This window comes from Candidatus Termitispirillum reticulitermitis (assembly GCF_054655775.1).
This window is the reverse complement of the sequence record NZ_BAAIHG010000016.1, coordinates 1-23,939: the sequence shown is the minus strand read 5'-3', so window position 1 is coordinate 23,939 and position 23,939 is coordinate 1. Positions and strand designations below refer to the sequence as shown.

22 protein-coding genes and 1 pseudogene are annotated in these 23,939 nt (G+C 43.9%); 8 read left to right on the top strand and 15 right to left on the bottom strand.

Annotation, left to right across the window (positions count from 1 at the left end; translation table 11 throughout):
* The 4 genes and pseudogenes from AC1MDJ_RS03200 to AC1MDJ_RS03185 all read left to right on the top strand — a co-directional run.
* Positions 1 to 212 (top strand): annotated as a pseudogene (locus tag AC1MDJ_RS03200) (hypothetical protein); the annotation flags it as partial.
* A gap of 131 nt (positions 213 to 343) precedes the next feature.
* On the top strand, positions 344 to 475 hold the full coding sequence (locus tag AC1MDJ_RS03195) for a hypothetical protein (protein WP_479689512.1): 132 nt from the start codon (positions 344 to 346) through the stop codon (positions 473 to 475).
* Positions 468 to 1,409, top strand: coding sequence for a glycosyltransferase family 2 protein (locus AC1MDJ_RS03190; RefSeq protein WP_479689511.1), 942 nt, complete (start codon positions 468 to 470; stop codon positions 1,407 to 1,409). Before AC1MDJ_RS03195 ends, AC1MDJ_RS03190 begins: the two co-directional genes overlap by 8 nt.
* Positions 1,406 to 2,512, top strand: coding sequence for a radical SAM protein (locus AC1MDJ_RS03185; protein WP_479689510.1), 1,107 nt, complete (start codon positions 1,406 to 1,408; stop codon positions 2,510 to 2,512). The genes AC1MDJ_RS03190 and AC1MDJ_RS03185 overlap by 4 nt, the downstream gene beginning before the upstream one ends.
* A 3-nt stretch (positions 2,513 to 2,515) precedes the next feature.
* Here AC1MDJ_RS03185 and AC1MDJ_RS03180 read toward each other — a convergent pair whose 3' ends face one another.
* Positions 2,516 to 3,271: a methionyl-tRNA formyltransferase gene (locus AC1MDJ_RS03180; protein ID WP_479689509.1), complete on the bottom strand. Its 756-nt coding sequence runs from the start codon at positions 3,269 to 3,271 to the stop codon at positions 2,516 to 2,518.
* A complete protein-coding gene (locus AC1MDJ_RS03175) occupies positions 3,268 to 4,179 on the bottom strand; it encodes a carbohydrate deacetylase (RefSeq protein WP_479689508.1) in 912 nt (303 codons plus the stop codon). Before AC1MDJ_RS03175 ends, AC1MDJ_RS03180 begins: the two co-directional genes overlap by 4 nt.
* A gap of 79 nt (positions 4,180 to 4,258) precedes the next feature.
* Between AC1MDJ_RS03175 and AC1MDJ_RS03170 the strand changes: the two genes are divergently transcribed.
* The 4 genes from AC1MDJ_RS03170 to AC1MDJ_RS03155 are packed head-to-tail and all read left to right on the top strand — an operon-like array spanning position 4,259 to position 9,413.
* On the top strand, positions 4,259 to 5,614 hold the full coding sequence (locus AC1MDJ_RS03170; protein WP_479689507.1) for a homoserine dehydrogenase: 1,356 nt from the start codon (positions 4,259 to 4,261) through the stop codon (positions 5,612 to 5,614).
* Positions 5,615 to 5,635: 21 nt separating this feature from the next.
* Positions 5,636 to 6,781, top strand: a complete 1,146-nt coding sequence (locus tag AC1MDJ_RS03165) for a cofactor-independent phosphoglycerate mutase (RefSeq protein WP_479689506.1) — start codon at positions 5,636 to 5,638, stop codon at positions 6,779 to 6,781.
* 11 nt (positions 6,782 to 6,792) lie between these two features.
* Positions 6,793 to 8,013, top strand: coding sequence for an aspartate kinase (locus tag AC1MDJ_RS03160; RefSeq protein WP_479689505.1), 1,221 nt, complete (start codon positions 6,793 to 6,795; stop codon positions 8,011 to 8,013).
* Between the two features lie 5 nt (positions 8,014 to 8,018).
* Complete coding sequence (locus AC1MDJ_RS03155) at positions 8,019 to 9,413, top strand: sigma-54-dependent transcriptional regulator (RefSeq protein ID WP_479689504.1); 1,395 nt, start codon at positions 8,019 to 8,021, stop codon at positions 9,411 to 9,413.
* 18 nt (positions 9,414 to 9,431) lie between these two features.
* On the opposite strand, the gene AC1MDJ_RS03150 is transcribed toward AC1MDJ_RS03155, so the two are convergent.
* The 13 genes from AC1MDJ_RS03150 to AC1MDJ_RS03090 form a co-directional block, all read right to left on the bottom strand.
* Positions 9,432 to 10,655, bottom strand: a complete 1,224-nt coding sequence (locus AC1MDJ_RS03150) for a divergent polysaccharide deacetylase family protein (protein ID WP_479689503.1) — start codon at positions 10,653 to 10,655, stop codon at positions 9,432 to 9,434.
* Complete coding sequence (locus AC1MDJ_RS03145; RefSeq protein ID WP_479689502.1) at positions 10,621 to 11,946, bottom strand: S41 family peptidase; 1,326 nt, start codon at positions 11,944 to 11,946, stop codon at positions 10,621 to 10,623. The genes AC1MDJ_RS03150 and AC1MDJ_RS03145 overlap by 35 nt, the downstream gene beginning before the upstream one ends.
* Positions 11,947 to 11,985: 39 nt before the next feature.
* Complete coding sequence (ispG, locus tag AC1MDJ_RS03140) at positions 11,986 to 13,044, bottom strand: flavodoxin-dependent (E)-4-hydroxy-3-methylbut-2-enyl-diphosphate synthase (RefSeq protein ID WP_479689501.1); 1,059 nt, start codon at positions 13,042 to 13,044, stop codon at positions 11,986 to 11,988.
* Positions 13,037 to 14,068 carry a threonine aldolase family protein gene (locus AC1MDJ_RS03135; protein ID WP_479689500.1) on the bottom strand — a complete coding sequence of 344 codons (1,032 nt, stop codon included), beginning with the start codon at positions 14,066 to 14,068 and terminating at the stop codon, positions 13,037 to 13,039. The genes ispG and AC1MDJ_RS03135 overlap by 8 nt, the downstream gene beginning before the upstream one ends.
* Complete coding sequence (locus tag AC1MDJ_RS03130) at positions 14,068 to 16,680, bottom strand: valine--tRNA ligase (protein ID WP_479689499.1); 2,613 nt, start codon at positions 16,678 to 16,680, stop codon at positions 14,068 to 14,070. Before AC1MDJ_RS03130 ends, AC1MDJ_RS03135 begins: the two co-directional genes overlap by 1 nt.
* Positions 16,677 to 16,958, bottom strand: a complete 282-nt coding sequence (locus AC1MDJ_RS03125) for a hypothetical protein (RefSeq protein WP_479689498.1) — start codon at positions 16,956 to 16,958, stop codon at positions 16,677 to 16,679. The genes AC1MDJ_RS03130 and AC1MDJ_RS03125 overlap by 4 nt, the downstream gene beginning before the upstream one ends.
* A 91-nt stretch (positions 16,959 to 17,049) precedes the next feature.
* On the bottom strand, positions 17,050 to 17,778 hold the full coding sequence (locus tag AC1MDJ_RS03120) for a DUF2461 domain-containing protein (RefSeq protein WP_479689497.1): 729 nt from the start codon (positions 17,776 to 17,778) through the stop codon (positions 17,050 to 17,052).
* Between the two features lie 141 nt (positions 17,779 to 17,919).
* Entirely contained in the window at positions 17,920 to 19,623 is a 1,704-nt protein-coding gene (locus AC1MDJ_RS03115; protein ID WP_479689496.1) for a ShlB/FhaC/HecB family hemolysin secretion/activation protein, read from the bottom strand.
* Positions 19,624 to 19,675: 52 nt separating this feature from the next.
* Positions 19,676 to 20,314 (bottom strand): hypothetical protein, encoded by a 639-nt coding sequence (locus AC1MDJ_RS03110; protein ID WP_479689495.1) that lies wholly within the window; start codon positions 20,312 to 20,314, stop codon positions 19,676 to 19,678.
* 12 nt (positions 20,315 to 20,326) lie between these two features.
* Positions 20,327 to 21,340: a hypothetical protein gene (locus AC1MDJ_RS03105; protein ID WP_479689494.1), complete on the bottom strand. Its 1,014-nt coding sequence runs from the start codon at positions 21,338 to 21,340 to the stop codon at positions 20,327 to 20,329.
* Positions 21,341 to 21,615: 275 nt separating this feature from the next.
* Positions 21,616 to 22,224, bottom strand: a complete 609-nt coding sequence (locus tag AC1MDJ_RS03100) for a hypothetical protein (RefSeq protein ID WP_479689493.1) — start codon at positions 22,222 to 22,224, stop codon at positions 21,616 to 21,618.
* Between the two features lie 213 nt (positions 22,225 to 22,437).
* The gene (locus tag AC1MDJ_RS03095) at positions 22,438 to 22,812 is read right to left on the bottom strand and encodes a hypothetical protein (RefSeq protein WP_479689492.1); all 375 of its coding nucleotides are present in this window, start codon (positions 22,810 to 22,812) and stop codon (positions 22,438 to 22,440) included.
* Positions 22,813 to 23,060: 248 nt separating this feature from the next.
* Positions 23,061 to 23,729 (bottom strand): hypothetical protein, encoded by a 669-nt coding sequence (locus tag AC1MDJ_RS03090; protein ID WP_479689491.1) that lies wholly within the window; start codon positions 23,727 to 23,729, stop codon positions 23,061 to 23,063.
* Positions 23,730 to 23,939: the final 210 nt, after the last annotated feature.

Below are 23,939 nucleotides of genomic sequence, written 5' to 3'. Positions count from 1 at the left end.
ATGGCAGGGCGCATGTGAATGGGATAGAGAACTTTTGGGGGATAGCCAAGACAAGGCTTGCAAAGTTTAGGGGGATAAACCCCAAGAGTTTTATATTACACCTTAAAGAGACGGAATGGCGTTTTAAGCATAGGCGAGAAGATATATATAAAATCTTGCTGAAAGAGTTCAGAAAAACGCCATTACAGCGGGATTGTAAAGGAATTAAATAGAAATATTTTGTGTTGAACAAAAAACATTTGACTCGGTGTTTATAATGTGTTATAGAACACTCCACAAGGGGAGCCTAGAAATTTTCTCTAAACTAGGCTTGAACCTTTTGTTTTTAGGCGGCGGGCAACTAATGGCACTGGGCATCCTTGGCGAATACATCGGCAGGATATTTAAGGAGACTAAAGGGCGACCAGCGTATTTTATTGATGAGTATAGCAACCTGAACGTGAAAAAAGATGACAGGAGTAGTTCCAATGAATAGCCCACGTCTGGTGATTATCCTGCCATGTTATAACGAAGAGGCTGTCCTGTCAGCAACAATACAGCGGTTGTCTGCTGTGCTTGATGCGCTAATCGTGTCGGGCAAGGTATCGGCTGACAGCGAGCTGTTATTTGTTGATGACGGTAGCACTGACGGCACTTGGGATATTATAGCTGCCGCTGGGGACAGGGTCAAAGGCATAAGTCTCTCCACTAACAAGGGGCATCAGATAGCCTTGATTGCGGGCATGACATACGCACAGGGTAAGTGTGACTGCCTTGTATCAATAGACGCAGACCTGCAACAAGACGAAAATGCTATATCGGAGTTTATAGATAAGTTTAACGCTGGGGCAGACATAGTGCTAGGCGTTCGCAACGATAGGCACACCGATTCCGCATTTAAGCGCAAAACTGCCGAAATGTTTTATGATTTTATGATAGCAATGGGCATCAAGTTGACAAAAAACAGCGCAGATTTCAGACTACTATCGGCTAGGGCTAACGATGCGTTGCTGAAATATCAAGAGAACAATCTATTTTTACGCGGATTAGTAGGCGATATAGGTTTCAAGACCGACTATGTTCACTTTAACGTGAGTGCACGTGAAGCTGGCAATAGTAAATATAATCTGCGCCGTATGCTTAGTTTAGCCCTTACGGGCGTCCTCTCTTTCAGTGTATTCCCGCTGAGGGTCATCTCTGTGCTGGGGATTTTGGTGTCAGTTGTCAGTGTCATTATGATGTTTAGCCTCCTATACGATGCTCTGATGGACCCTGGCGTTGTTCATGGCTGGGCTTCTACTGTCCTGCCGATATTTTTCTTCGGCGGTGTTCAGCTCCTTGCACTTGGTATCATAGGGGAATACGTTGGCAAGATATATTCCGAAACTAAACGGCGTCCGAAATATTTTGTAGAGAGAGAGAAACAATGAACTACTTAGCTAGACAGTTGCATCTATTAAAGTCATCTAGCTGGGGGCTTGCTCTACCAAAAGGTTCGCTTCTCAACTATCTCAAACTAAAGTCAGGCAAGATAACTGATACGCTGGGCAATGGTGGCGTATATCCGCCAATGATGTCACTTTTAACCGTGCAGCGGTGCAACTTGAACTGCTCATTTTGTATGGGCGTTAAGAAACGTGCTGATTGGCAGGAACACGAGCTGACCCCTAAAAAATTAGAGAGAATACTAGAGCTCGATATTGTCAGCAAGGTGTTAGTTGTAATATTTGAGGGCGGTGAACCGTTGCTAAATAAAGACCTGCCAGAGCTAATAAGTATGTGCCGCAAAAGGGGACATTTAGTCGGCATTGTATCCAATGGCATACTGCTTGCTGAACGGGTAGATGAGCTGGTGAGTGCAGGTTTATGCGATACGCAAATTTCAGTGTATGAAGACACGCTCGGCAGACTCAGCAAGATTCTGCCAAAAGTTATGTCCAAACACTTAGGCAAGTTACCTATAAATACATCGTATGTGCTACCCAAAAGCCAGCTACTCTCAGCCCAAAAGGGTGAATTTAAGAATTTTTTAGACCTGATAAATATGCTCAAAGACTCTGGATGCTCATCCCTAAAGATTACGCTATGCGAGTCGCCCACTATATCAGCACTTGACTTGACTGAAACGTTGATGACAACAGATGCCGTCTATGATGAGTTTATAGATGTATGTAGAACTAATCTCAAAGATATATGCTTTGAAGGCTACAAATCTAATAGCTCATTTATGCCCAGCAGCAAATTTTCGCTATATTTTCCTCGTCCCTTTGAGATAAATAACAGCGGGCGAATCTGTCGCTTGCCATGGCAGCATATAGAATTTGACGCTGATGGAAACTACTTAGTTTGCTGCCACATGGACACTGAGCTTGACGAGCGCGCTAAAAATGTTTTTGAGGCTGGGGTTGACAACATAAATCACGAGAAAGCACAAAAAATACGTAAAGCTTTGCTAGATATAAACATTCCGCTTGAGCCAGAGTGTGTGAACTGCGTCCAAAACTCTGAATCTTCGTTCTTTAGGAATGTGTAATAGTTATGCAAACTTGGCACCCCTATTCTTAAATTTACGCCAATCGTCTGCAGTTGGTAGCGAGTGATAGCTGGCTTGTCTAGTCGGCTCTTTTAGCGGTTGCTCTGGCAGATTTTTTTCCAGTATTTCTAATGCCTGCAAGATAAGCTCTGCGCTGAGCGCATAACATTTTTCATATAAATCGCTAAGAACTGGTCGGGCAGGTATTTCTATTGCCCTTTGACAAATAATTTGCCCTGTATCAATAGTTACATCCATCTTATGGATAGTTGCTCCCGTATAAGCCTCGCCTGAGACTATCGCATAGAAAACTGGCAACAAGCCACCATTAGCTGGTAGCAACGCCGAGTGCCTGTTTATACAGGCAATGTTAGGTGCATTCAGCAACTCTTTCTTAAATATTTGTGGGTTAGACGATACGACAACGTCTATATCTAAATCTTTAATATGCTGGATAAAGCTTTTGTCGTTCACATTTTTTACGTCTATCACTGGCACATCGTGTTTTTTGGCAATGCTATGGACGGTCTTGCCTGCTATTAAGCCCTTTAAGCCAATCAGCACAAGTTTAACGCAAGAAATTATGCCTATATCAAGTATATGCCGTTTCAGATAGCTATTCCAACCAATCTTGCCAGCTTTCTTTAGCTCGCTTACGCAGGCAACTTCCACATAATCGTAGTGTTTATCAGCAAGGACAGTATCTAACATCTGCGGAATATAGTATAACGTATCCTCAAGGATAAAATAAACTTTCATAGCTCACCATAGTTCGTTAGCGTCCACTCACTAGCTTTAAGTATATTTGGTAGTGCAAGTATAGCTTGCAACTCAATACCGCGTTGCTCCTGTTCGCAATAATCTTTTGCGAACGGCTCTATCCAAGAATGCTCTGTTGCTGGCGAACACGGGTGAAATAATATTTCTGTTATATCTTGCTGATTATGGCTCCGTAATAGTCTGGACGCTACGCCCGCAGACATTGCATTCGTATGTAAAACACCGTAGAAACAATCATTACCTTTGACAATGTCGCCATTCGCACCAGAGTTGTGCTTAATCAAATAGCTACTGTTCATATATGAATAACGCTGCAAATTAAGCCAATGGCAGATGTTGGCAGGCGCGGGGATATGCTCCCTAAACGCCGACAAGCGCAATGGCTCTCTCGGTAGCCTAATAAACGGGATTTTATAATACGCTGCAAGTCGCACCGCTATTTCAAATATCCAAGGGATTGCATGAACATGTTGATGCCCATCTATATGGTCTAGTTTGACTTTTTTTAATGCTTTCTCTATCTGGGCGCGCATTTCAGCCTCTACCTGCTCTCTCATTGCTCTGTTGTCGCCTGACGTAGCTAAAAAGATAAAGCCTTTTGCTGCTAAGTGTCTAAAATGTCCATCTGCTAGCGCAAGCTGTGAGCTGGCTCTGTGCAAGGGTGTTGATATAAGGAAACCTTCGTTTAAGCAGATGTGAATGCCGACCCCCAGATTGGGACACGCTGGTATTACGCGTTCGCATGCATCATCAAACGCAACTCCGTTGACCTGTAGTGATGCGGACGTAAGTGCACCCTCTGTTGCCGCCCTTAAAATCCCCTCATTTACACAATACTGCCTGCCTAAATCATCAGCATTGACTACCAGATACCTTTTTACTAACATTATGCGCGTATTGTATCACAAAAAGCAAAAGTAGCAACTATTGTTGACAAGAGATCTAAATGCTGGTATCTTTATGAGTATGAAAAATGGGGACGATAGAGACAGCGGAGACAACGGAGACAATCGTAACGTGAAAGACACTGTGAATATTGGCATCATCGGCTACGGCGTGGTAGGTAGTAGCGTCGTGGAAACTATCCGCACGAACGGTGACGCTATATACAGCAAAACAGGCATTCACATCAACATAGTCGCTATTGCTCGCAAGGACACCAGCAAGGGTGCTCACGCTGGCGACATACCTATCACGTCTGATGTAGACAGCATTATAAGCAACCCTGATATAGATATAATAGTAGAGCTGGTAGGTGGCGGGACGACCGCTAAAGAGATAATATTAAAGGCAATCGCTGGTGGCAAACATGTAGTAACAGCCAACAAAGCACTGCTTGCCACACATGGTAGAGAGATTTTTAATGCGACAAAGGCTGCTGGCGTAGAGCTTGGTTTTGAGGCTAGTGTGGGCGGTGGCATCCCGCTGATAAACACTATTAAAGAAAGCCTCGTAGCTAATAATATAACAGAAATTGCAGCTGTTATAAATGGCACGTCTAACTATATACTATCGCAAATGTCTACAAGCAATGAGAGCTACGATGTTTCACTGAAAAAAGCACAAGACTTAGGCTATGCAGAGGCTGACCCAACATTTGACGTGGAGGGGGTAGACTCAGCACATAAGATTACAATATTAGCATCAATTGCCTTTGGTGCATGGGTGGACTACGGCAAGGTGCACACTGAGGGGATTACGCGCATATCAGCGGTTGATATTGCTTTTGCTAAGGAGCAGTTGCACCACACTATAAAATTACTAGCTATTGCAAAACGAGATGAGGAAGGTAGCACTGAGGTGCATGTCCACCCGACTCTAGTGCCTAATAGATATATATTGTCATCGGTGTCAGATGCCTTTAACGCCGCAACAATTAAAACTGACAAGGCGGGCACTACTATATATTTTGGGCGTGGCGCAGGTGGACAGCCTACCAGTAGTGCGGTAGTGGCGGATATATCAGCTATTGCACGCAATATTTGCTACGGCGGTGTGGGCAGGGTATCTCCGTTTGGTTTTATAACCGAACGGGACTATAGGTTTAAGGGAATAGAGGAGACGATATCCTCGTTCTATCTGCGTTTTAATGTGACGGATGCCAGCGGGGTGCTGTCCGCTATATCAGGCGTATTAGCAAAGCATGATATTAGCATAAAGTGTGCCTTTCAGCGTCCTGACCCACAGGCGGCTGAGGGTGTTATGCCACTGATATTTTTGACATACAGCACAAGTGGGCAGCAGATTAAGTCTGCTGTGGCAGAGATAGGAAAACTTGATATAATACATTCAGAAGCTGTTGTCATCAGAGTGATGGAATAGAGCTGTAGAGATGGAACAATTATGAAATATTTAGTCCTGCTTACAGATGGCATGAGCGATGAACCCCAAGTCTCGCTTGGCGGTAAAACGCCCATAGAATACGCTACCACACCCAATATGGACAAACTAGCAACTGGTGGCGAGTGCGGGTTCATACGAACCGTTCCAGACGGGTTTGCGCCCGGTAGCGACGTGTGCAATATGTCAATATTTGGCTACAATCCTACTGAATACTATACTGGACGCGGTCCGCTTGAGGCTGCCAGCATGGGGGTGGCACTGGGCGACAACGACACAGTATTTCGTTGCAACCTTGTGACGCTGAAAGACGGCTGTATGGAAGATTTCAGCGCACACCATATTGCTAATGCTGATGCTGCTGTAGCTATAGGAAGGCTGCATGCAATGTTCGGCGGGCTTGGTATAGATTTCTATCAAGGGTTGAGCTACAGACATATAATGGTTGTGCGCGACAGGAAAATTTCTGTTAACACTACCCCACCACACGACATTACAGGACAAACTTACGAGAAAGAACTGCCCGCTGGGGCTGACAGCATATTCTTGCAAGAGATAATGGACAAGGCGCGCGAAGTGTTTAAGAATGATACTGGTATGGCTAATAGCATCTGGCTATGGGGACAGGGTGTGCGCCCTGCTATGCCGTCATTTCGTGAGCTTTATGGGGTTAACGGAGCTTGTATTGCTGCAGTTGACCTAGTCAAAGGGATTGCAACTTGTGCTGGGCTGGAGATAATCAACGTGCCTGGGGCTACTGGTTTTATTGATACAAACTATGAGGGCAAGGCGATGCACGCTATTAAAGCCCTGCATCGCTACGACTATGTCTACGTCCACGTAGAGGCACCAGACGAAGCGGGACACATGGGTAAGACAGACCTAAAGGTGAAGGCGATTGAGGATATTGACTCCAGAATGTTGCCTACGATAATTGAGGGGATGAAAGGTTTCGGCGAATATCGGATACTGCTGACGCCAGACCACCCAACACCTATACGCATTATGACACACGCAAGTGCGCCTGTGCCAGCTATCCTGTGGGGCACTGGCATAGATGCAGATAGCAATACGCAATACAGTGAGCATATAAAACCTTCGTTTAACATAAAGCACGGGTTTCAGATAGCCAAAAAGCTAATTTTATAAGGGGGTTGCTTATGGCTTTAATCGTGATGAAGTTCGGCGGCACGAGCGTAGCAAACGTTGAACGTATAAAGAACGTTGCTCGGCAGGCTATTGCTAAAAAAAAAGCTGGCAACGACGTGGTGCTTGTAGCAAGCGCAATGGCAGGGGTGACCGATAAGCTAATCGGTTATTTGAACGAGCTTACCCCTGACCACAACCTGCGCGAATACGACCAAATGGTCTCTACGGGCGAGACATCTAATGTGCCGCTTATAGCACAGGCTATTATTAGTGCGGGCGAAGCTGCGGAATCGTTCACTGGTGTTCAGGCTGGAATACAGACGAACAATTCGCACTCCAAAGCGCGTGTCGTGCGGATTGATACAGCGAACCTAAAGCGGGCACTCGGCGAGGGCAAAATATGTGTTGTGGCAGGCTTTCAAGGGTATGACCCCGCCAGTGGCAATATTACGACACTTGGGCGTGGAGGTTCGGATACCACAGCGGTTGCGCTTGCTGCGGCATTAAAGGCTGATAAATGTGAGATATATACAGATGTTGATGGGGTATATACCGCTGACCCGCGTATAGTGAAAGATGCAAAGAAGCTTGACGTTATATCACACGAAGAGATGTTGGAGCTTGCTTCGTTAGGGGCAAAGGTGCTTGTATCGCGCTGTGTTGAGCTTGGTATGACGCATGATATTGATATAATGGTATTATCCTCATTGGAGGACAAACAGGGGACGTTGGTAACGTCTAAACTTGGAGGTAGGAATATGGAAAACCTTGTGATTTCAGGGATAACGAGCGATAAAAATCAAGCAAAGATTGTAGTGAGCGGTCTGCCTGATAAGGTAGGCACAGCGTCTAAACTATTCACGGAGCTTGCCGATGCCAATATAAACATAGACGTTATTGTGCAGAACGCTACGCGTAATGAGCTGTCGGACATTAGTTTTACCGTGCAGAAGAATGAACTTGTGCGGGCAAAGAATGTCTGTGATGTGGCGGCTAACAGGGTGGGTGCAAAGGTGCATGCTGATGAGAACATCGCCAAGGTGTCTATAGTCGGCGTTGGGATAACGAGTAATGTTGGCGTGGCGGCGACTATGTTCAGGGTGCTGGCAGAGCATGCTATCAATATACAGATGATTTCTACTAGTGATATAAAAATATCATGCGTTATAGACGAAAAGTTTGCTGAGGTGGCTGTCCGTTCGCTACACGATGCATTTATTACTGGAAAATAGGGGCTATGGCTACAAAAAAAATACTGATAGTAGATGATGACGATGGTATGCGTGAGGCATTGCGCGAAACAGTAGCACGGATGAAGGTGGCAGAAGTTCACACCGCAATTGACGGCACAGACGGCTTTGAGAAGGCGAGCAATACCATATATGACTTAATCATCAGCGATATGCGTATGCCGCGCACCACTGGGCTTGAAATGTTTGATATGTTGCGGACAGCGGGCATTAGCACGCCCATTTGTTTCTTGACCGCCTATGGCACGGTGCAGAGTGCCGTCAATGCGCTGAAAAATGGAGCTTACGACTACATTATGAAGCCCTGCCCGCCAGAGGTAATAGAGGAGCTTGTTAGTCGCACATTTGCGCTGAACGAGGCGGGGTTGCTATCTCCGCGCAAAGAAACTAGTGAACTTGAACGCAAACAAGTTTTTAAGAGTGCATATATGACGCATGTATTCACTATGGCGAAGAAGATTGCCAGCAGTGAATCAACGGTGTTAATTACAGGCGAATCGGGCACAGGCAAAGAGGTGTTGGCACATTTTATACACGACAACAGCAAACGTAGCAAGGGTCCGTTTGTGCCTGTGAACTGCGCCGCTATACCAGAGAACCTGCTTGAAAGCGAACTATTTGGCTATGAAAAGGGGGCGTTCACCGATGCCCAGAAACTAAAAATAGGTAAATTTGAGGCGGCGAATGGTGGCACCCTGTTGTTAGATGAGCTTGGCGAGATACCATTACACTTGCAGCCCAAGTTGCTACGTGTGCTGCAAGAAAAGGAAGTAGAACGGCTTGGTAGCACTACTAAAGCGATAAAGATTGATACGCGGATTGTTGCTACCACTAATCGCGATATACAGCAGATGGTGCGGGAAGGGAAATTTAGGGAAGATTTATTTTACAGGCTGAATGTTTTCCCCGTAGAGCTCCCGCCGCTAAGGGAGCGGATGGATGATTTGCCTGATTTAGCAAATTTTTTCATAAATAAATATTCCACTCTTAACAAAAAGCCTATCAAGCCACTAGCTCAAGGCGTAATGGCGGAGCTGTTAAAACACGACTGGCCAGGCAATGTGCGCGAGCTAGAACATACAATAGAACGTGCTGTGGTGCTGGCGGAGGGGGGCGAGATAGACGCCCGCGCGCTATTTATGCATGGCATTACAATGAAAGTATATACCACTGCTCACAATGGGGGAGCGAAGTCTGTCAACTCATACGGAACGACTTCACATGTAGAGGATAAAACCATTGAGGATATGGAGCGTGAGCTGATACTGAACACGCTACAAAAGACGAACGACAACCGCACAAAAGCAGCTGAACTGCTAGGCATTACCGTGCGGACACTGCGCAATAAACTAAATGAATATAAGAAAAAGGGGCAGATATAGTAAGCAAACAGGAGCTGGCTACTGCGTCAGTGCCGTTACACTCACAAATGTATAGCCTAGCCGCTGAAGTTCAGGGACAGTCTCTTCTAGCACCTCTATCGTGTCTTTGCGGAGATGTCCTATTATGATAATCCCACCCTTGCTAGATGCTCGTGCAGCCTCGTAAAGTCGCTCACGTATATAGTTGTGGTCGTTGCTGTTGTCTAAGAACTTCTTGTTAATCCCGCATACAAAACCTGCCTGTTTGCAAACATTATATGCTACCGATTGCGCCGAAGTGTTGCTATCAACAAAACGAGATGTGAATGGTCGTATAGCCTCAATCACACCCCTCATAACATTATTATCAGACGTAGCGGCACTGCCCATGTGGTTGTTGACCCCGTCTATCACACCGCCAATGTTCTCTATATTGCGCTTTGCTGTTTCAACTATCATTATCTCAGGCATACTAACAAATACTGCCCCTTCGCCGGGGTCGGTTGCTGGGTAGCCTTTCGGCTCCATTGGAAAGTGCAGAAACACCGTCTTACCACGCGAGCGGGCAAGCTCCGCCGTCTGCTTGCTATACGCTAAAAAAGGTAGCACAGACATTGTTATTGGGATAGATTGCTTGGTAATCCTATCAGCTAGTGTCAGATTAGCACCTGCATCGTCTATAATCAATGCAATCTGACCAACACCCTTTGCAGGCGGTGTGGGGTTCACGTTACTAACGGACGGGGTTTGAACTGCTGGCGGTGTCTGTATATATGGGTTCTGACTGCGAGGAGTTTCATCCCCCTCAGGCTTAGGATTTAGTTCGTTAATTATTAGCTCAAAACGCTTGTCCGCATCAGTCGTAATGAGGTGCATCTTTGATGGTGAATAGAGCATAGGCAGTTTGTTGTGCTCAAACAGCTTAATGGCAGATGAACGCAAAGATTCCGTCAAATTATCAGGCACAGCTACATACATCATACTCACATTGTCGTTAGTAGCCCTATCCCACGTTTCAGTCATTGAAAACATATCGTTAGGAATATTATAATCAAAGAACAGCTGACGTATCTGGCTTTGCAAAGCACTGATTTTATCAACTTGCACCGTTTCAGCACCAGTTCTGTATTTCTTGACTAACACTATAGAGGCTACAGTTATGGCTGACAATACCACCACTGCGGCAAGTAGTATGGCAAGTAAAGGTGTAGGAGTGCCAGCTTTGGCTTTATTGCTGATAGCCTTTGTTTTCTTTGCTGGCATTTGCTGCGCCGCCCCCGTATATAGACATACCTTTTATTAGTTGTATCGCCGTTTGCAGTTGAATATCAGTCTCTGCCTCGCCTGTTTCCCCTGCCACATTAGCCTGCGCGCGCTCATCCTCTCCTACTAGGTGACCATCTAAATCGCGCTCTTTGCGGGTGTTAGGGTTGCTGACGTTATAAACTATCTGTCCTTTAGGCACAGATACATCAGGCATTATGCCCACCCCTTGAATGGAACGATTTTTAGGCGTGTAGTAGCGGGCAGTAGTTAGCTTAATCGCCCCGCCAGTTGATAGGTCAAACAGCGTCTGAACGCTGGCTTTCCCAAATGTAGTCGTGCCTACCACTATGGCGCGCTTATAGTCTTGCATGGCACCTGCGACAATCTCACTGGCTGATGCACTGCCCCCATCAACGAGTATCACAAGCGGATGTTCCGTATCTTTATGCGATAAATTTCTAGTCATTAGCGGTTGTTGCTCACCAGAACGGTTTTTAGTGATGACCGCCGTCCTGCCCGCTGGCACAAATAGGCTCACCACGTTGACAGCCTCTACTAACGAACCTCCCGGATTATTCCGCAAATCTAGCATAGTCCCTTGCGATTTCTGCTTTTCAAGGTCTTTTAATGCGCTAGCTATCTCAGCAGCACTATTTTCTTGGAAAGATGTAAGGCGCACATAGCCTATATTATCGGGCAACATTTTATATTTAACAGCTTTTATCTTTATAATATCGCGCATTATCTTCAAGATTAGTGGGTTAGCCTCCCCTTTGCGGACAAGCGTAAGGGTGACAGATGTTCTCGGTTTGCCACGCATAAGGCTGACAGCCTCATCAGTACTCATATTGGCGGTAGAAGAATCGTCTATCTTTATAATATAGTCGCCAGCCCTAATGCCTGCCCTATGTGCAGGAGTGTCCTCAATAGGAGCTATAACAGTCAGCGCACCTGACTGCATGCCGACTGTCATACCAAGTCCACCGAACTCCCCTTTCATATCAGTCATAAACGATTTATACTGGCTAGCCGTGAAATACGATGAGTGCGGGTCAAGCTCTTGCAACATACCTTTTATAGCACCCTGCATCACGACACTCTCGTCAACGTTCTCTACATAGTTGCTTTTGATAAGCCCCAAAACCTGAGCAAAGCTTTCTAAATCGTCAAACTTATCAGTCTGTTTAGCAGCACTGGCACTAACGCTGTTTGCGACTGGCGAAAACCCCAGCGCAAAGACAAACGCTATGATAATAATACATATTAGCCCTAAAAGTTTCTTCAACATAAATACCTGCCACCTATATATTAAAGCAAAATCAATCAGTTAGCAAGAGCCTTTTATCAACACCATAAGCTCATCTAATAAGCGCGCCTCTGGCAGTTTCTTCAGTATTTCGCCCTTAGCAAACAATAGCCCCTCACCGACACCGCCCGCAATACCAAAATCAGCCTCGCGCGCCTCACCCGGACCATTCACCACACAACCCATTACAGCCACTTTCAGCCTACGCGGGATTTTTGCACACATATCCTCAACCTTTTCAGCGAGCGTTATTATATCTATCTTAGTTCTAGCGCAAGTCGGGCACGATATGACCTCTACCCCGCTCTGACGCAAACCTGCTGCATTTAGTATAGCAAAACCTGCGCCAATTTCATCCACAGGGTCTGCCGTAAGCGATACCCGTATAGTATCGCCTATTCCCTTTAACAGCAATGCGCCAATGCCTACGGCTGACTTGATAATACCCATCCGCTTTGTGCCCGCCTCTGTTATGCCAATATGCAGTGGCACATCGCTTTTAGCTGAAAACAGCTCATTAGCGGCAACGCTCATCGCCACGTTTGATGCCTTTATTGACACTTTATAGTTGCGGAAATCAGCACTTTCTAGCAGTTCGCTGTATCTGCTTGCTGATTCTGCCAGTGCCTCTGCGCTAACACCGTATTTGTCTAACAAATCACGTTCTAATGAGCCACTATTTACACCTATGCGGATAGCGGCACCCAAGTCCTTTGCTGCTTTTACTACCGCTAGCGTCTTTTCTGTGCCTCCAATGTTGCCCGGGTTTATGCGCACGCACGCCGCACCCGCTTGTAGTGAACCTATAGCGAGTTTATGGTTGAAGTGAATATCGGCAACAACTGGCACACCAGCACCCTTGACTATTGCGGGCAGTGCAGCTAGTGCATCATCATCGGGCACTGACACCCGCACAATCTCACAGCCTGCTTCTACAAGATGTTTTATTTGTGCCAGTGTTGTAGCGATGTCGCTGGTGTCAGTGTTGGTCATAGACTGCACCCTAACGGGGTGCCCCCCGCCGAGCAATACCCCGCCGACATCTATAACACGCGTCTTCTTGCTAAGCTTTTCAGGCACTTGCTTTAAGCTCCGCTATTAAGTGTTCCACATCGGCGACTTTAGTGTCCCAAGAGGTAACAAAACGGGCACAATCGCTGTCAGCTGATATTTTTTCCACGTAAAAATAGAAAGTCTTTAATAGGTGTTCAGCTAGCTTTTCAGGCATATTCACAAACATCATGTTTCCGCTAGGCACACGTTCTACTGCTATACCGCTCACATCCTTTATACCTTCATACAACAACTGCATCATCTTGTTGGCGTGTGCGGCGTTAGCACGCCAAAGTTCCCCCTCAAACATCGCCAACACTTGCGCTGACAGATAGCGCATCTTAGAGGCTAACTGCGCCAGTTGTTTGCGGATATATGGGGCAACACCCGCAAGGCGCAAGTTCCTTATAATGAGTGTTTCCACTGCCATAAAACCATTTTTAGTGCCACCCAGCGAGAATATATCCGCACCAAAAGCCGCATCGCTGAGTGTTGAGCCTAGTGCCACCGTAGCATTAGCAAGGCGCGCCCCGTCAATATACAAAAATAAGTGGTGCTCATCACAAAAGTCTCGCAAAGCTTTTAATTCATCTAAACTATACGCCTCGCCACGCTCCGTCAGCTGTGCTATGGCAACTATTTTTGGCTGAGACTTATGTATATTACCTTTCAGCTGCATAAATGGGAGCAGGTCGTTTGGTGTAAGCTTTCTAGGCTCTTCTGTTACAATAGCTATATCACAACCGGTCGCCCGCGCTGGCGCGCCACATTCATCGCTTATCAGGTGCGACCCCGCAGGCACTAATACCATACTATACTTATCAGCCATTATATCTAGTGCAATAGTGTTCGCCCCAGTGCCGTTAAATACAGATAGTGCTAACGCCCCAGTGCCAAACTCTAACTTGCAGCGTTTAATCGCCTCTTCGGTGTAAATATCGTTACCGTAGGACGACACTGCGCCACTATTAACAGTTGATAGTCGCTCTAAAACTACTGGATGAACGGCGGACGAGTTATCGCTCGCAAAATTTATTAAAGTATTGTCCATTATATATCCTCCATCGCTTGTTTAGTTTTGGCTATTTGTGCCTCTAAATCAGCAGCCTTGTTTCTATCCCGCTCTATTACATCGGCTTGTGCCTTAGCAAGATAGCGTTCGTTCTTTAGCTTGCCGCTGTATAGCGCATAGTCTTTCTCCAACGCTTTCAACTCTTTAGCAAGCCGTGCCAGCTCAGCATCTCTATCAACCAACGTAGAGAGCGGAATATAGAGCGTATATAGTCTGCTCACTTGGCTAGCCGATTTATCGGGCGCAGTGCTCACAAATTGCAATTCACTGACACGAGCTAACTTTTTTATCAACGCAAGTTTCTCTGTAAATAACGACTTGCATCCGCTGTTATCAGTATTGATAAATACTTGCACGTTCAGACCGGGATTTACATTATACTCCCCACGAATATTGCGGATAAGCCCTATAAGCTCTATTATAGCATCAATATTGCCTGTCTCAACCTCAAAACAATGCTCCGCAACGGGGAAACTAGTGTTCATAATGCTATCATCGGTTCCACCCATTAGCGTCTGCCATATATGTTCTGTGATAAATGGCATATAGGGGTGCATGGCTATCAGTGCCTTTTCCAGCACATAGCCCGCCGTAGCAAGTGCTGCATCTTTGGCGTCATTATTAAATAGCCGTTCTTTTATAAGCTCCACATACCAATCGCAAAAGTTCATCCAGAAAAAATCATAGAGGTAAGCCGCACCCTCGTTGAAGTTGTATGTAGTAATGGATTTCCCAACATTGTCCGCCATAGCAGACAGCTTGGTGAGTATCCATTTATCTTCATCACGCAACGCTTTTACATCTATAGCGGGCACGGAATCACCCATATTCATAAACAGAAATCTGCTAGCATTCCATATCTTATTAACAAAGTTTCTATAACCCTCTATGCGTTCCTCGCTCATACGAATATCGCGTCCCTGTGCTGCAAAGGCTGCTAACGAAAAGCGGAAAGCGTCTGCGCCGTATTTTTCAACCATAACGAGCGGGTCTATCACATTACCTTTCATCTTGCTCATCTTCTGCCCATGCATATCGCGCACTAGTGCGTGAATATACACGTCTCTGAAAGGCACTTTACCCATAAAATGCGTTCCCATCATCATCATACGCACCACCCAGAAAAATAGTATATCAAAGGCGGTAACTAGCACTGAAGTCGGGTAGAATTTTTCAAGTAACTTAGTCTTTTCAGGAAAACCCATTGTAGAAAATGGCCACAACGCTGATGAAAACCATGTATCAAGCACATCAGTTTCCTGTATTAGCTCATTGGAATGACACTTTTCACACTCAGTCACGTCCGTCTCCGACACGCTGATATGTCCGCACTTTTTGCAATGCCATGCAGGTATCCTATGCCCCCACCACAGTTGGCGCGAAATACACCAATCGCGGATATTATTCAGCCATTCAAAGTAGTTAGTCTCCCATACCTTAGGCGTTACCTTCGTTTCGCCTCTTTTCACAGCATTCATCGCCTCTCCAGCAAGCGGAGCAACCTTTACAAACCATTGCAACGATATGCGTGGCTCTACAACAGTGCCACAACGTTGGCAGTGCCCTACGCTGTGGGTTATAGGTTCAGTTTTGCCAGCTAAACCAAGTTCCTTAAACCTTTCTGCGACTTTCACGCGAGCTTCTGCCCTATCAAGCCCAGCGAATTCGCTGATGAGCATTATCCCCTGCTCATCTAAACAGCTAATCTCCTCTAAATGATGACGCTTACCTATCTCAAAATCGCCCAGAGCGTGCGCAGGGGTCACCTTTAAGCAACCCGTGCCGAACTCCATATCAACATATTCATCGCCGATTATCGGTATCTGCCGAGTAGTAAGTGGCAGATTGAGCTTTTTGCCTATCAGGTGCTTAAACCTGTCATCATTAGGGTTCACCGCTACTGCAGTATCAGCAGGACAAGTTTCAGGGCGGGTCGTAGCAAACTCTATCGCTCCCGTGCCGTCTGTCAGCGGATATTGCAGGTAGTATAGATATCCCTGCTCGTCTGCAAACTCTACCTCTAAATCGCTCAAAGCAGTCTGACAGCGCGGACACCAGTTCACCATATAGTTGGCACGGTATATAAGCCCCTCTTTATATAGCGATACAAATACCTTGCGGACAGCCCTTGATAGTTCGGATGTCATAGTAAAACACTCTCTATCCCAGTCGCAGGCAACCCCCATCTTCTCCATCTGCTTATATATATTGTTGCCAGATTCCTCTTTCCACGCCCAAACGCGTTTGACAAACTCTTCCCGTCCGATGTCCTTGCGCGATATACCATCAGCTGCAAGTTTGCGCTCAACAACATTTTGCGTAGCAATGCCAGCGTGGTCGGTGCCCGGTATCCACAACGTCTCAAAACCTTTCAGCTTGTGGTAGCGCACCAGTATATCCTGCATAGTGTGGTTGAGAGCATGCCCTATGTGTAGCGAGCCTGTTACATTCGGTGGAGGGATAACTAGTGAATATACAGGCTTTGCAGTGTTCTCATCCGCATGAAACAGTTTTTTATCAAGCCACGTTTTATAGATGTTATCTTCGTATTCCTTTGGGTTGACCCTAGTAGCAAGCTCCCTTGTGCTCATAGATACCCCCTCCGATGTTTGGTGGTATTTTCAATGCCGATGGTTGCAATGCGTTGTCTTATGCTGCTAATGTATGTGAGACATTGCTCTTTTGTAGCTTCATCACAGTCGCCTTCCAGCGTAGAAATAGTGCTGTCTATCTCTTTAAGATAAAGCTCTATATCTTCAAGATTATCCCGCAGTTGTTCTAATTGTGCCCGTTTCTTATCCGTAACGAACAGTTTCTTTTCTGATTGATTTTCCGTATTATTGTTGTTGCTACCTGACCCGTTAGCCATAGACTTAACTCCTTAATTTAGCTATCAGCTGACTATGCTAGCACAAATTGCTGGGGGTGTATATAAAAAAGACAAATTCAAGTTTCCAACGCTAGTGATTAGTCGCTGCAACGCATGCCAGCTCTGCTAGCCACGACACAAAACCTGTGCACTTGCTGTAAAAAGCCTCGCAGTAGTCTAACAACTCCCTAGTGTGGACTATATCGGACAGAAAATAGTCGTTCATACCAACATAAAAGTTTTTATGCTTAGCGTAATCGGCAAGTTTATGCTCTGGGTCAAAGCCTTTTGGAGCTTTCTTCAGCTTGTTGTCCTCATTTAGTTTCAGCCCCTCTTTGCCTAGCGCACGCATAAGCTTTTCAAACTCTGCCCCGCGTCTCTTGTCCGCAAGAGCCAATCTGTATTCGCTTAACATCTCTGGAGTGGGCATCCACGCACCCGCTGCTAGGAACAAGCCTTGTGGTTCTATCTGGAAATAAAAGCCGGGGTTTAGATGTCTATCGGCATAAGGACCCTTCCAGAATACAATGCCAATATGTGTTTTATAGGGCGCACCGCCTTTAGAAAAGCGAGTGTCTCTATTGAGCCTAAATATAGACCTATCAACCCGTGCCTCATAGCTAAGCCCTTTTATATGCCTGACGAGAACAGCACCCATAGCATTAGTAAAGGCAAAGGCGGGTTGTAAGAAATATTTCTCATACCTGCCCTTGTTTTCGTGCCACCACTCACGCGTGTTGTTGTCCGCCAAATCTGCCAAATATTGCAACGTCTCCTGCGGAAAACCAACGAATTCATTGTTATTAGATTTTTTAAGCATACTACCTATTATCATACCTATATTAAAATAGGTTCAAGCCTAGTTTAGAGAAAATTTCTAGGCTCTCTTTACGAGGTATTTTATAACACATTATAAATACCAAGTCAAATGGTTTTTTGGTTCAATACGGATGAAATAGTATCAGAACGCATATACAAATGACGTATACGCATATATAGCGTCTTTATCTCTAATCTCTTTTGTCTTGCGTATTGCTGATGCATAGGTTATTGACGACTCAAGATACCCGTATTTGAATCCTAGTTTCCCACCCGCACCTGATAGATTGCTTGCGAATGTGTGTTTGTCATTAGAAACAACATGCCCATAATCAAAGAATATAGATATAGTGAACGGTTTCAAGAAACCCTTACTAGACACATCTTCTAGTTTCAGCTCATAGTTTATTTGCGTATATCCGCCAGAGTCGCCTTGTGCTCCGTCTTTCTTAAACCCTCTGACAGAGTATTCGCCCCCTATAAAGACAGATTCAGAACTATACAGCTCATCATTACTGAGCTGTCCATCAACACTTAAAATAACAATTCCTATTGGTAGCCTATGCGCAAAATATCCATACAGCTTATACGCATCATACTGTGCTCGCTGGCTATATGGGGAGTCTCTATCATCAAGTGCGCCTAACCACCGCACTCCCCTAACATAACTTGGTTTTACGTATAACGTCCCGCCGTCCATATAGAACACTATCGGTGCATTTGCCTCTATAGTCGTGATTGTCCTGCTAGTCGCATTGTTCTTTGTACGAGTGTCAAGTATCTCTAAATAGCTCTCACTCTTTTTATACGTTAATGTAAGCCCTAATGACACCTTGTGTTTCTGTCCCCTTAGCACACTTCTGCTAGCCGCAAAACTATCATTAAAGTTCCTGCCCTCTGATTTCGCGAGCGTTTGACTGATTGATAGCGGAAACGAATTCAAACTATCAGAATATGCAAAGTTATTACTAAATAGCCAATATCCCAGCGGAACTGATAAACCAGTTGCAATAGCATTAGCGTCCTTATACAAATAACTCTCATTCATAGGTTTTATATAGCTAAAGTTCCACTGGTCGTTTATGCCTAATATATTATCCTGTGTGTATTTTAAGCCTGTGCGCCACAAGCCCGTATATTCTGACCCCGCATTATCAAAAAAATGCTCTATCCTTGACGCCCCTATCTTATCGTTACTAATCATCACCACGCTTGCATTATCTTCCCCCTCTGCAGGTTTTATATCAAGCTTTGCCCCATTTGACATTAACCTATTGAGCTGGTCTAACCCCTGCTCTATATCCCTAAGATTTAACGGTTTGCCCTTCATAAACGGAAACGCTGTGAATGCTTTGCCAGCAGTTAACCCCTCTATCTCCGAAACACTCCCCTCTACGATGTTGACTGTAAGTATCCCCTCTTTAAGGCTGGGTTGCGGGGTTGTCATAAACGCCCGTGACGTTACATAGCCCGCACTCATATACACATCCGTTATCTCTTTTAACAATGCATTTATATCGCCTATAGTAAGACACCTATTTATATACTTACCCGTTATTACCTTTATCTGTTTATCAAACTTATTGTCTATAATATTGCCAACATAGCGCACTTCATTAACCTGCACACATTCCCCGCTGTCCTCTGGGATTATCCCCTCATCAGGCTTTATAGGTGAGCTAGCAGGTTTCTTTAACGCATCCTTTAACTCTCTATTCCTAAGACTCTCATATATCTGCCTCTGCTGGTCGCGCTGTATCTGCTCCTGCTCCTTGCGGATACGTTCTTGCTCCGCTGGGTCTGGCATCTGCGAATACACAGGCACAACCGCTAACAAACTAAACATAAAAATTGCTACGATTATTACTAATAATGAAGCGCGCATTATACAGACACCACTAAAACGAAATCCCAAAATCGCCACCCAACGACACACCGCCAATGCTTATCCGCTCCCCTGCAAAATCAGCCGTCTTTGTCCTAACATGCCCATATACATACCTAGCTAAAATACCCGCTGTGAAATTCTTCACATAAAAACGTGCACCCAACTCACACACTGGAGCAAGCGCATACACCGTCTCTTCCTGTTTCTTATACTCGGCAAGCACAACCCCCTCAAAATTCTGCTCCACAGAAAACAACACCACCCCTAGCCCCGCCCCCGCATAAATATCAAGAAAGCTAAACACCGGTAGCCTGCCCAGCACCATAGCTGACAAAAACACTTCGCTCACATCTGCCCTGTATATATTCCAGCCGTTATTCCACGTCCTGCCACCATCATACTTGGCACTGCTAACACTGCCACCTGCACCTACATGCCTATTAAAATATCGCTTATAGCTAAACCCGAAAAAATCCCTATCGCTTAAATCTGCCCCGTTCATAGTAATCCCACTCATCCGCTCAACATCAGCAGTCAAACTCCAATGCCTATTATGTGGCAAACTAGAGTTTTCATAAAAATCAGCATAGACGGGGAACACAAACAACAACGAAAACACAAAGAACATCACAACTGCTAAAACCCTCATAACATCACTGCCTCACGGATTCTTTACATCAAATGGTTTATTGCCATTAACAACCAGCTTTATATTCATACTATTAAAACCATCCTTACGAAATAACCCCGCTAACGGCACCGCCCTCTCACTCTCCGTCCATATACGCAACCTCTTCGGCTCGTTCAAAAACTCTATCAGCTGTTTCGCTAACCCCAAATTATCCGCAAACGCATATAACGTCTTCTCCTCCGAAAATAACTCTACTAAACTCGTTTTCACATTCGGATTCGTCTTAAAAATATCCCTCATAAATGTCCCGTCCCTATACTCAAATACCAACTTCTTCAATGATACCTTACTCATTAAATCACTTGACGGACTATCCGACAACAACGCAGTCGCATCCGCCCCCTCAATAACTACCTCTAACTCTGCCTTGAATAAATCGCCCCCTATGACTAGCTCAGTATATGCAGTTGTATCTGTATATCTATTCACGCTCTTTATCTTTGATATGCTATAGTCAGTCGCATTACCCCCAGCAACTACCCTTACACTCAAATCTGCTCCCTTTATCTTGGTCTTAGTCCTCTTCGGCTCTACAAAGTCCATAGGTCCAACAAAACTGCCCCTCTTCACCCTAAACTCTGTATGATTCACACCCGTAGGAACTACCGCTACATCTTTAACTGATACCTCATCTACACCCGCAATAACCCGCTTATAATCCCCTCGCACAAATGCAACTTGACTAAATACAACATCATCCACAGAAAAACTGCCAACAGATACACTCTGCTTGTCATCCTTATACCTAACACCACTAGCAGATACATCTGCCACTACATTGCCATTACCCAGTTTCTTATAACCACCTACAGCCAACTTCCCGATAAATAAACTATTCCCATACTTGATATTACTCAAATACAACTTGCCCGTTAATACATTGGCATAAGCACCACTATAAGAAAAATTATCTTCACTCACCCCCGCTTCATACAAAAACAACCCTACCTGCCCACGAGCATAATCTGCCGTTAATATACGCATAAACAGATAACTCACTAATAATATTAGCAGGAAAAACAAAGAAAACAAAAGCTTTATGGTGCGAGTGGTCATTCTTTAACCTCAATGGCTGTATTTTCATACTTCTAAACATAATATAATTGACTCCTTTTGTCAATTATCTATGTCAGCCCCTATATATTATGTCGGCAGGATACATTCCCTCATCTACACATAATCCAAGCCTTCCCTATTTGGCATCAATAGCTAGGTTCTACGTATTCAGTCATTCCAAAGGTTTCCCTCTATTGCCACAACTATTCCCTTCTGCTCTGCTCCAAATATCTTGTTATGTTCTCATCTTCTATGATATGCAAATCGTCTATACCTACCCGTTTGCTGTAAAAAAAATTTGAATACAGCTCCAAACAAATCCTACAATGCACTTCATAAAGTCTATCAGTTTCATAAAACCATGCATCCAATCCAAAAATTTCGTCAACACTTAACAAGGTTCTCAAAAAATCTTTTGATGACGCCACATAAAAGTTGTCATTATCGGTTATAACTATCAATTTCAAATCGTCCGTAAAATACACGGAGTTATCATAATATTCTCGCATAATACTATCAAAATGAAAAGCATTCATAGCTTCATATTCGTTTAGAATTTTTAATTTCTCACCATTCATTGTTCCTGAAATTTCAGTAACATTCCTTGCTATGTTAATAAAATCATATCCATTGCTCCTCAAAGTAAGTAATATATTTATAAAGATATCTGAATTTTCGCATATTGAGATAACTTTATCATTATTTATCAAAAAACTATCCTTGAATACTAGCCAACTATCCGTAAAAGTCTTATCATACTTTGCCGAATATATGACATTTCTATATTCTAATATATCACTCATATTGCTCATATCAACCTCATTTATGGCTTTAATGGCTGTATTTTCATACTTCTAAACATAATATAATTGACTCCTTTTGTCAATTATCTATGTCAGCCCCTATATATTATGTCGGCAGGATACATTCCCTCATCTACACATAATCCAAGCCTTCCCTATTTGGCATCAATAGCTAGGTTCTACGTATTCAGTCATTCCAAAGGTTTCCCTCTATTGCCACAACTATTCCCTTCTGCTCTGCTCCAAATATCTTGTTATGTTCTCATCTTCTATGATATGCAAATCGTCTATACCTACCCGTTTGCTGTAAAAAAAATTTGAATACAGCTCCAAACAAATCCTACAATGCACTTCATAAAGTCTATCAGTTTCATAAAACCATGCATCCAATCCAAAAATTTCGTCAACACTTAACAAGGTTCTCAAAAAATCTTTTGATGACGCCACATAAAAGTTGTCATTATCGGTTATAACTATCAATTTCAAATCGTCCGTAAAATACACGGAGTTATCATAATATTCTCGCATAATACTATCAAAATGAAAAGCATTCATAGCTTCATATTCGTTTAGAATTTTTAATTTCTCACCATTCATTGTTCCTGAAATTTCAGTAACATTCCTTGCTATGTTAATAAAATCATATCCATTGCTCCTCAAAGTAAGTAATATATTTATAAAAATATCTGAATTTTCGCATATAATTGAGACAACTTTATCATTATTTATCAAAAAACTATCCTTGAATACTAGCCAATTATACATAGAATTCTTATTATACTTTGACGAACATATGACAGTTCTATATTCTAATATATCACTCATATTGCTCATATCAACCTCATTTATGGCTTTAATCGTATTTTCATTATCAGTTTATGATTTACAACAACATCAACAGTGGGACGCTCGATAGAATCAGCACTATTCCTAACAGAAAAGCTTTTTTCTTCGCCTACTTTTGAATATTGTACGGCACTATATTTGCCACCCTTTGGGTCAACAGTATACCCATTTTCTTTCAATATTTTATCTACCTCCTTCATATTTGCATCCGTAGACATATTCGTTACACGTGCTCTTTTTCCCGTAATATTAACAGGTTCACCATGAATATTTAATATATTAGGAACTACCGCTACATCTTTAACTGATACCTCATCTACACCCGCAATAACCCGCTTATAATCCCCTCGCACAAATGCAGCTTGACTAAATACAATATCATCCACAGAAAAACTGCCAACAGATACACTCTGATTGTCATCCTTATACCTAACACCACTAGCAGATACATCTGCCACTACATTGCCATTACCCAGTTTCTTATAACCACCTACAGCCAACTTCCCAATAAATAAACTATTCCCATACTTGATATTACTCAAATACAACTTGCCCGTTAATACATTGGCATAAGCACCACTATAAGAAAAATTATCTTCACTCACCCCCGCTTCATACAAAAACAACCCTACCTGCCCACGAGCATAATCTGCCGTTAATATACGCATAAACAGATAACTCACTAATAATATTAGCAGGAAAAACAAAGAAAACAAAAGCTTTATGGTGCGAGTGGTCATTCTTTAACCTCAATGGCTGTATTTTCATACTTCTAAACATAATATAATTGACTCCTTTTGTCAATTATCTATGTCAGCCCCTATATATTATGTCGGCAGGATACATTCCCTCATCTACACATAATCCAAGCCTTCCCT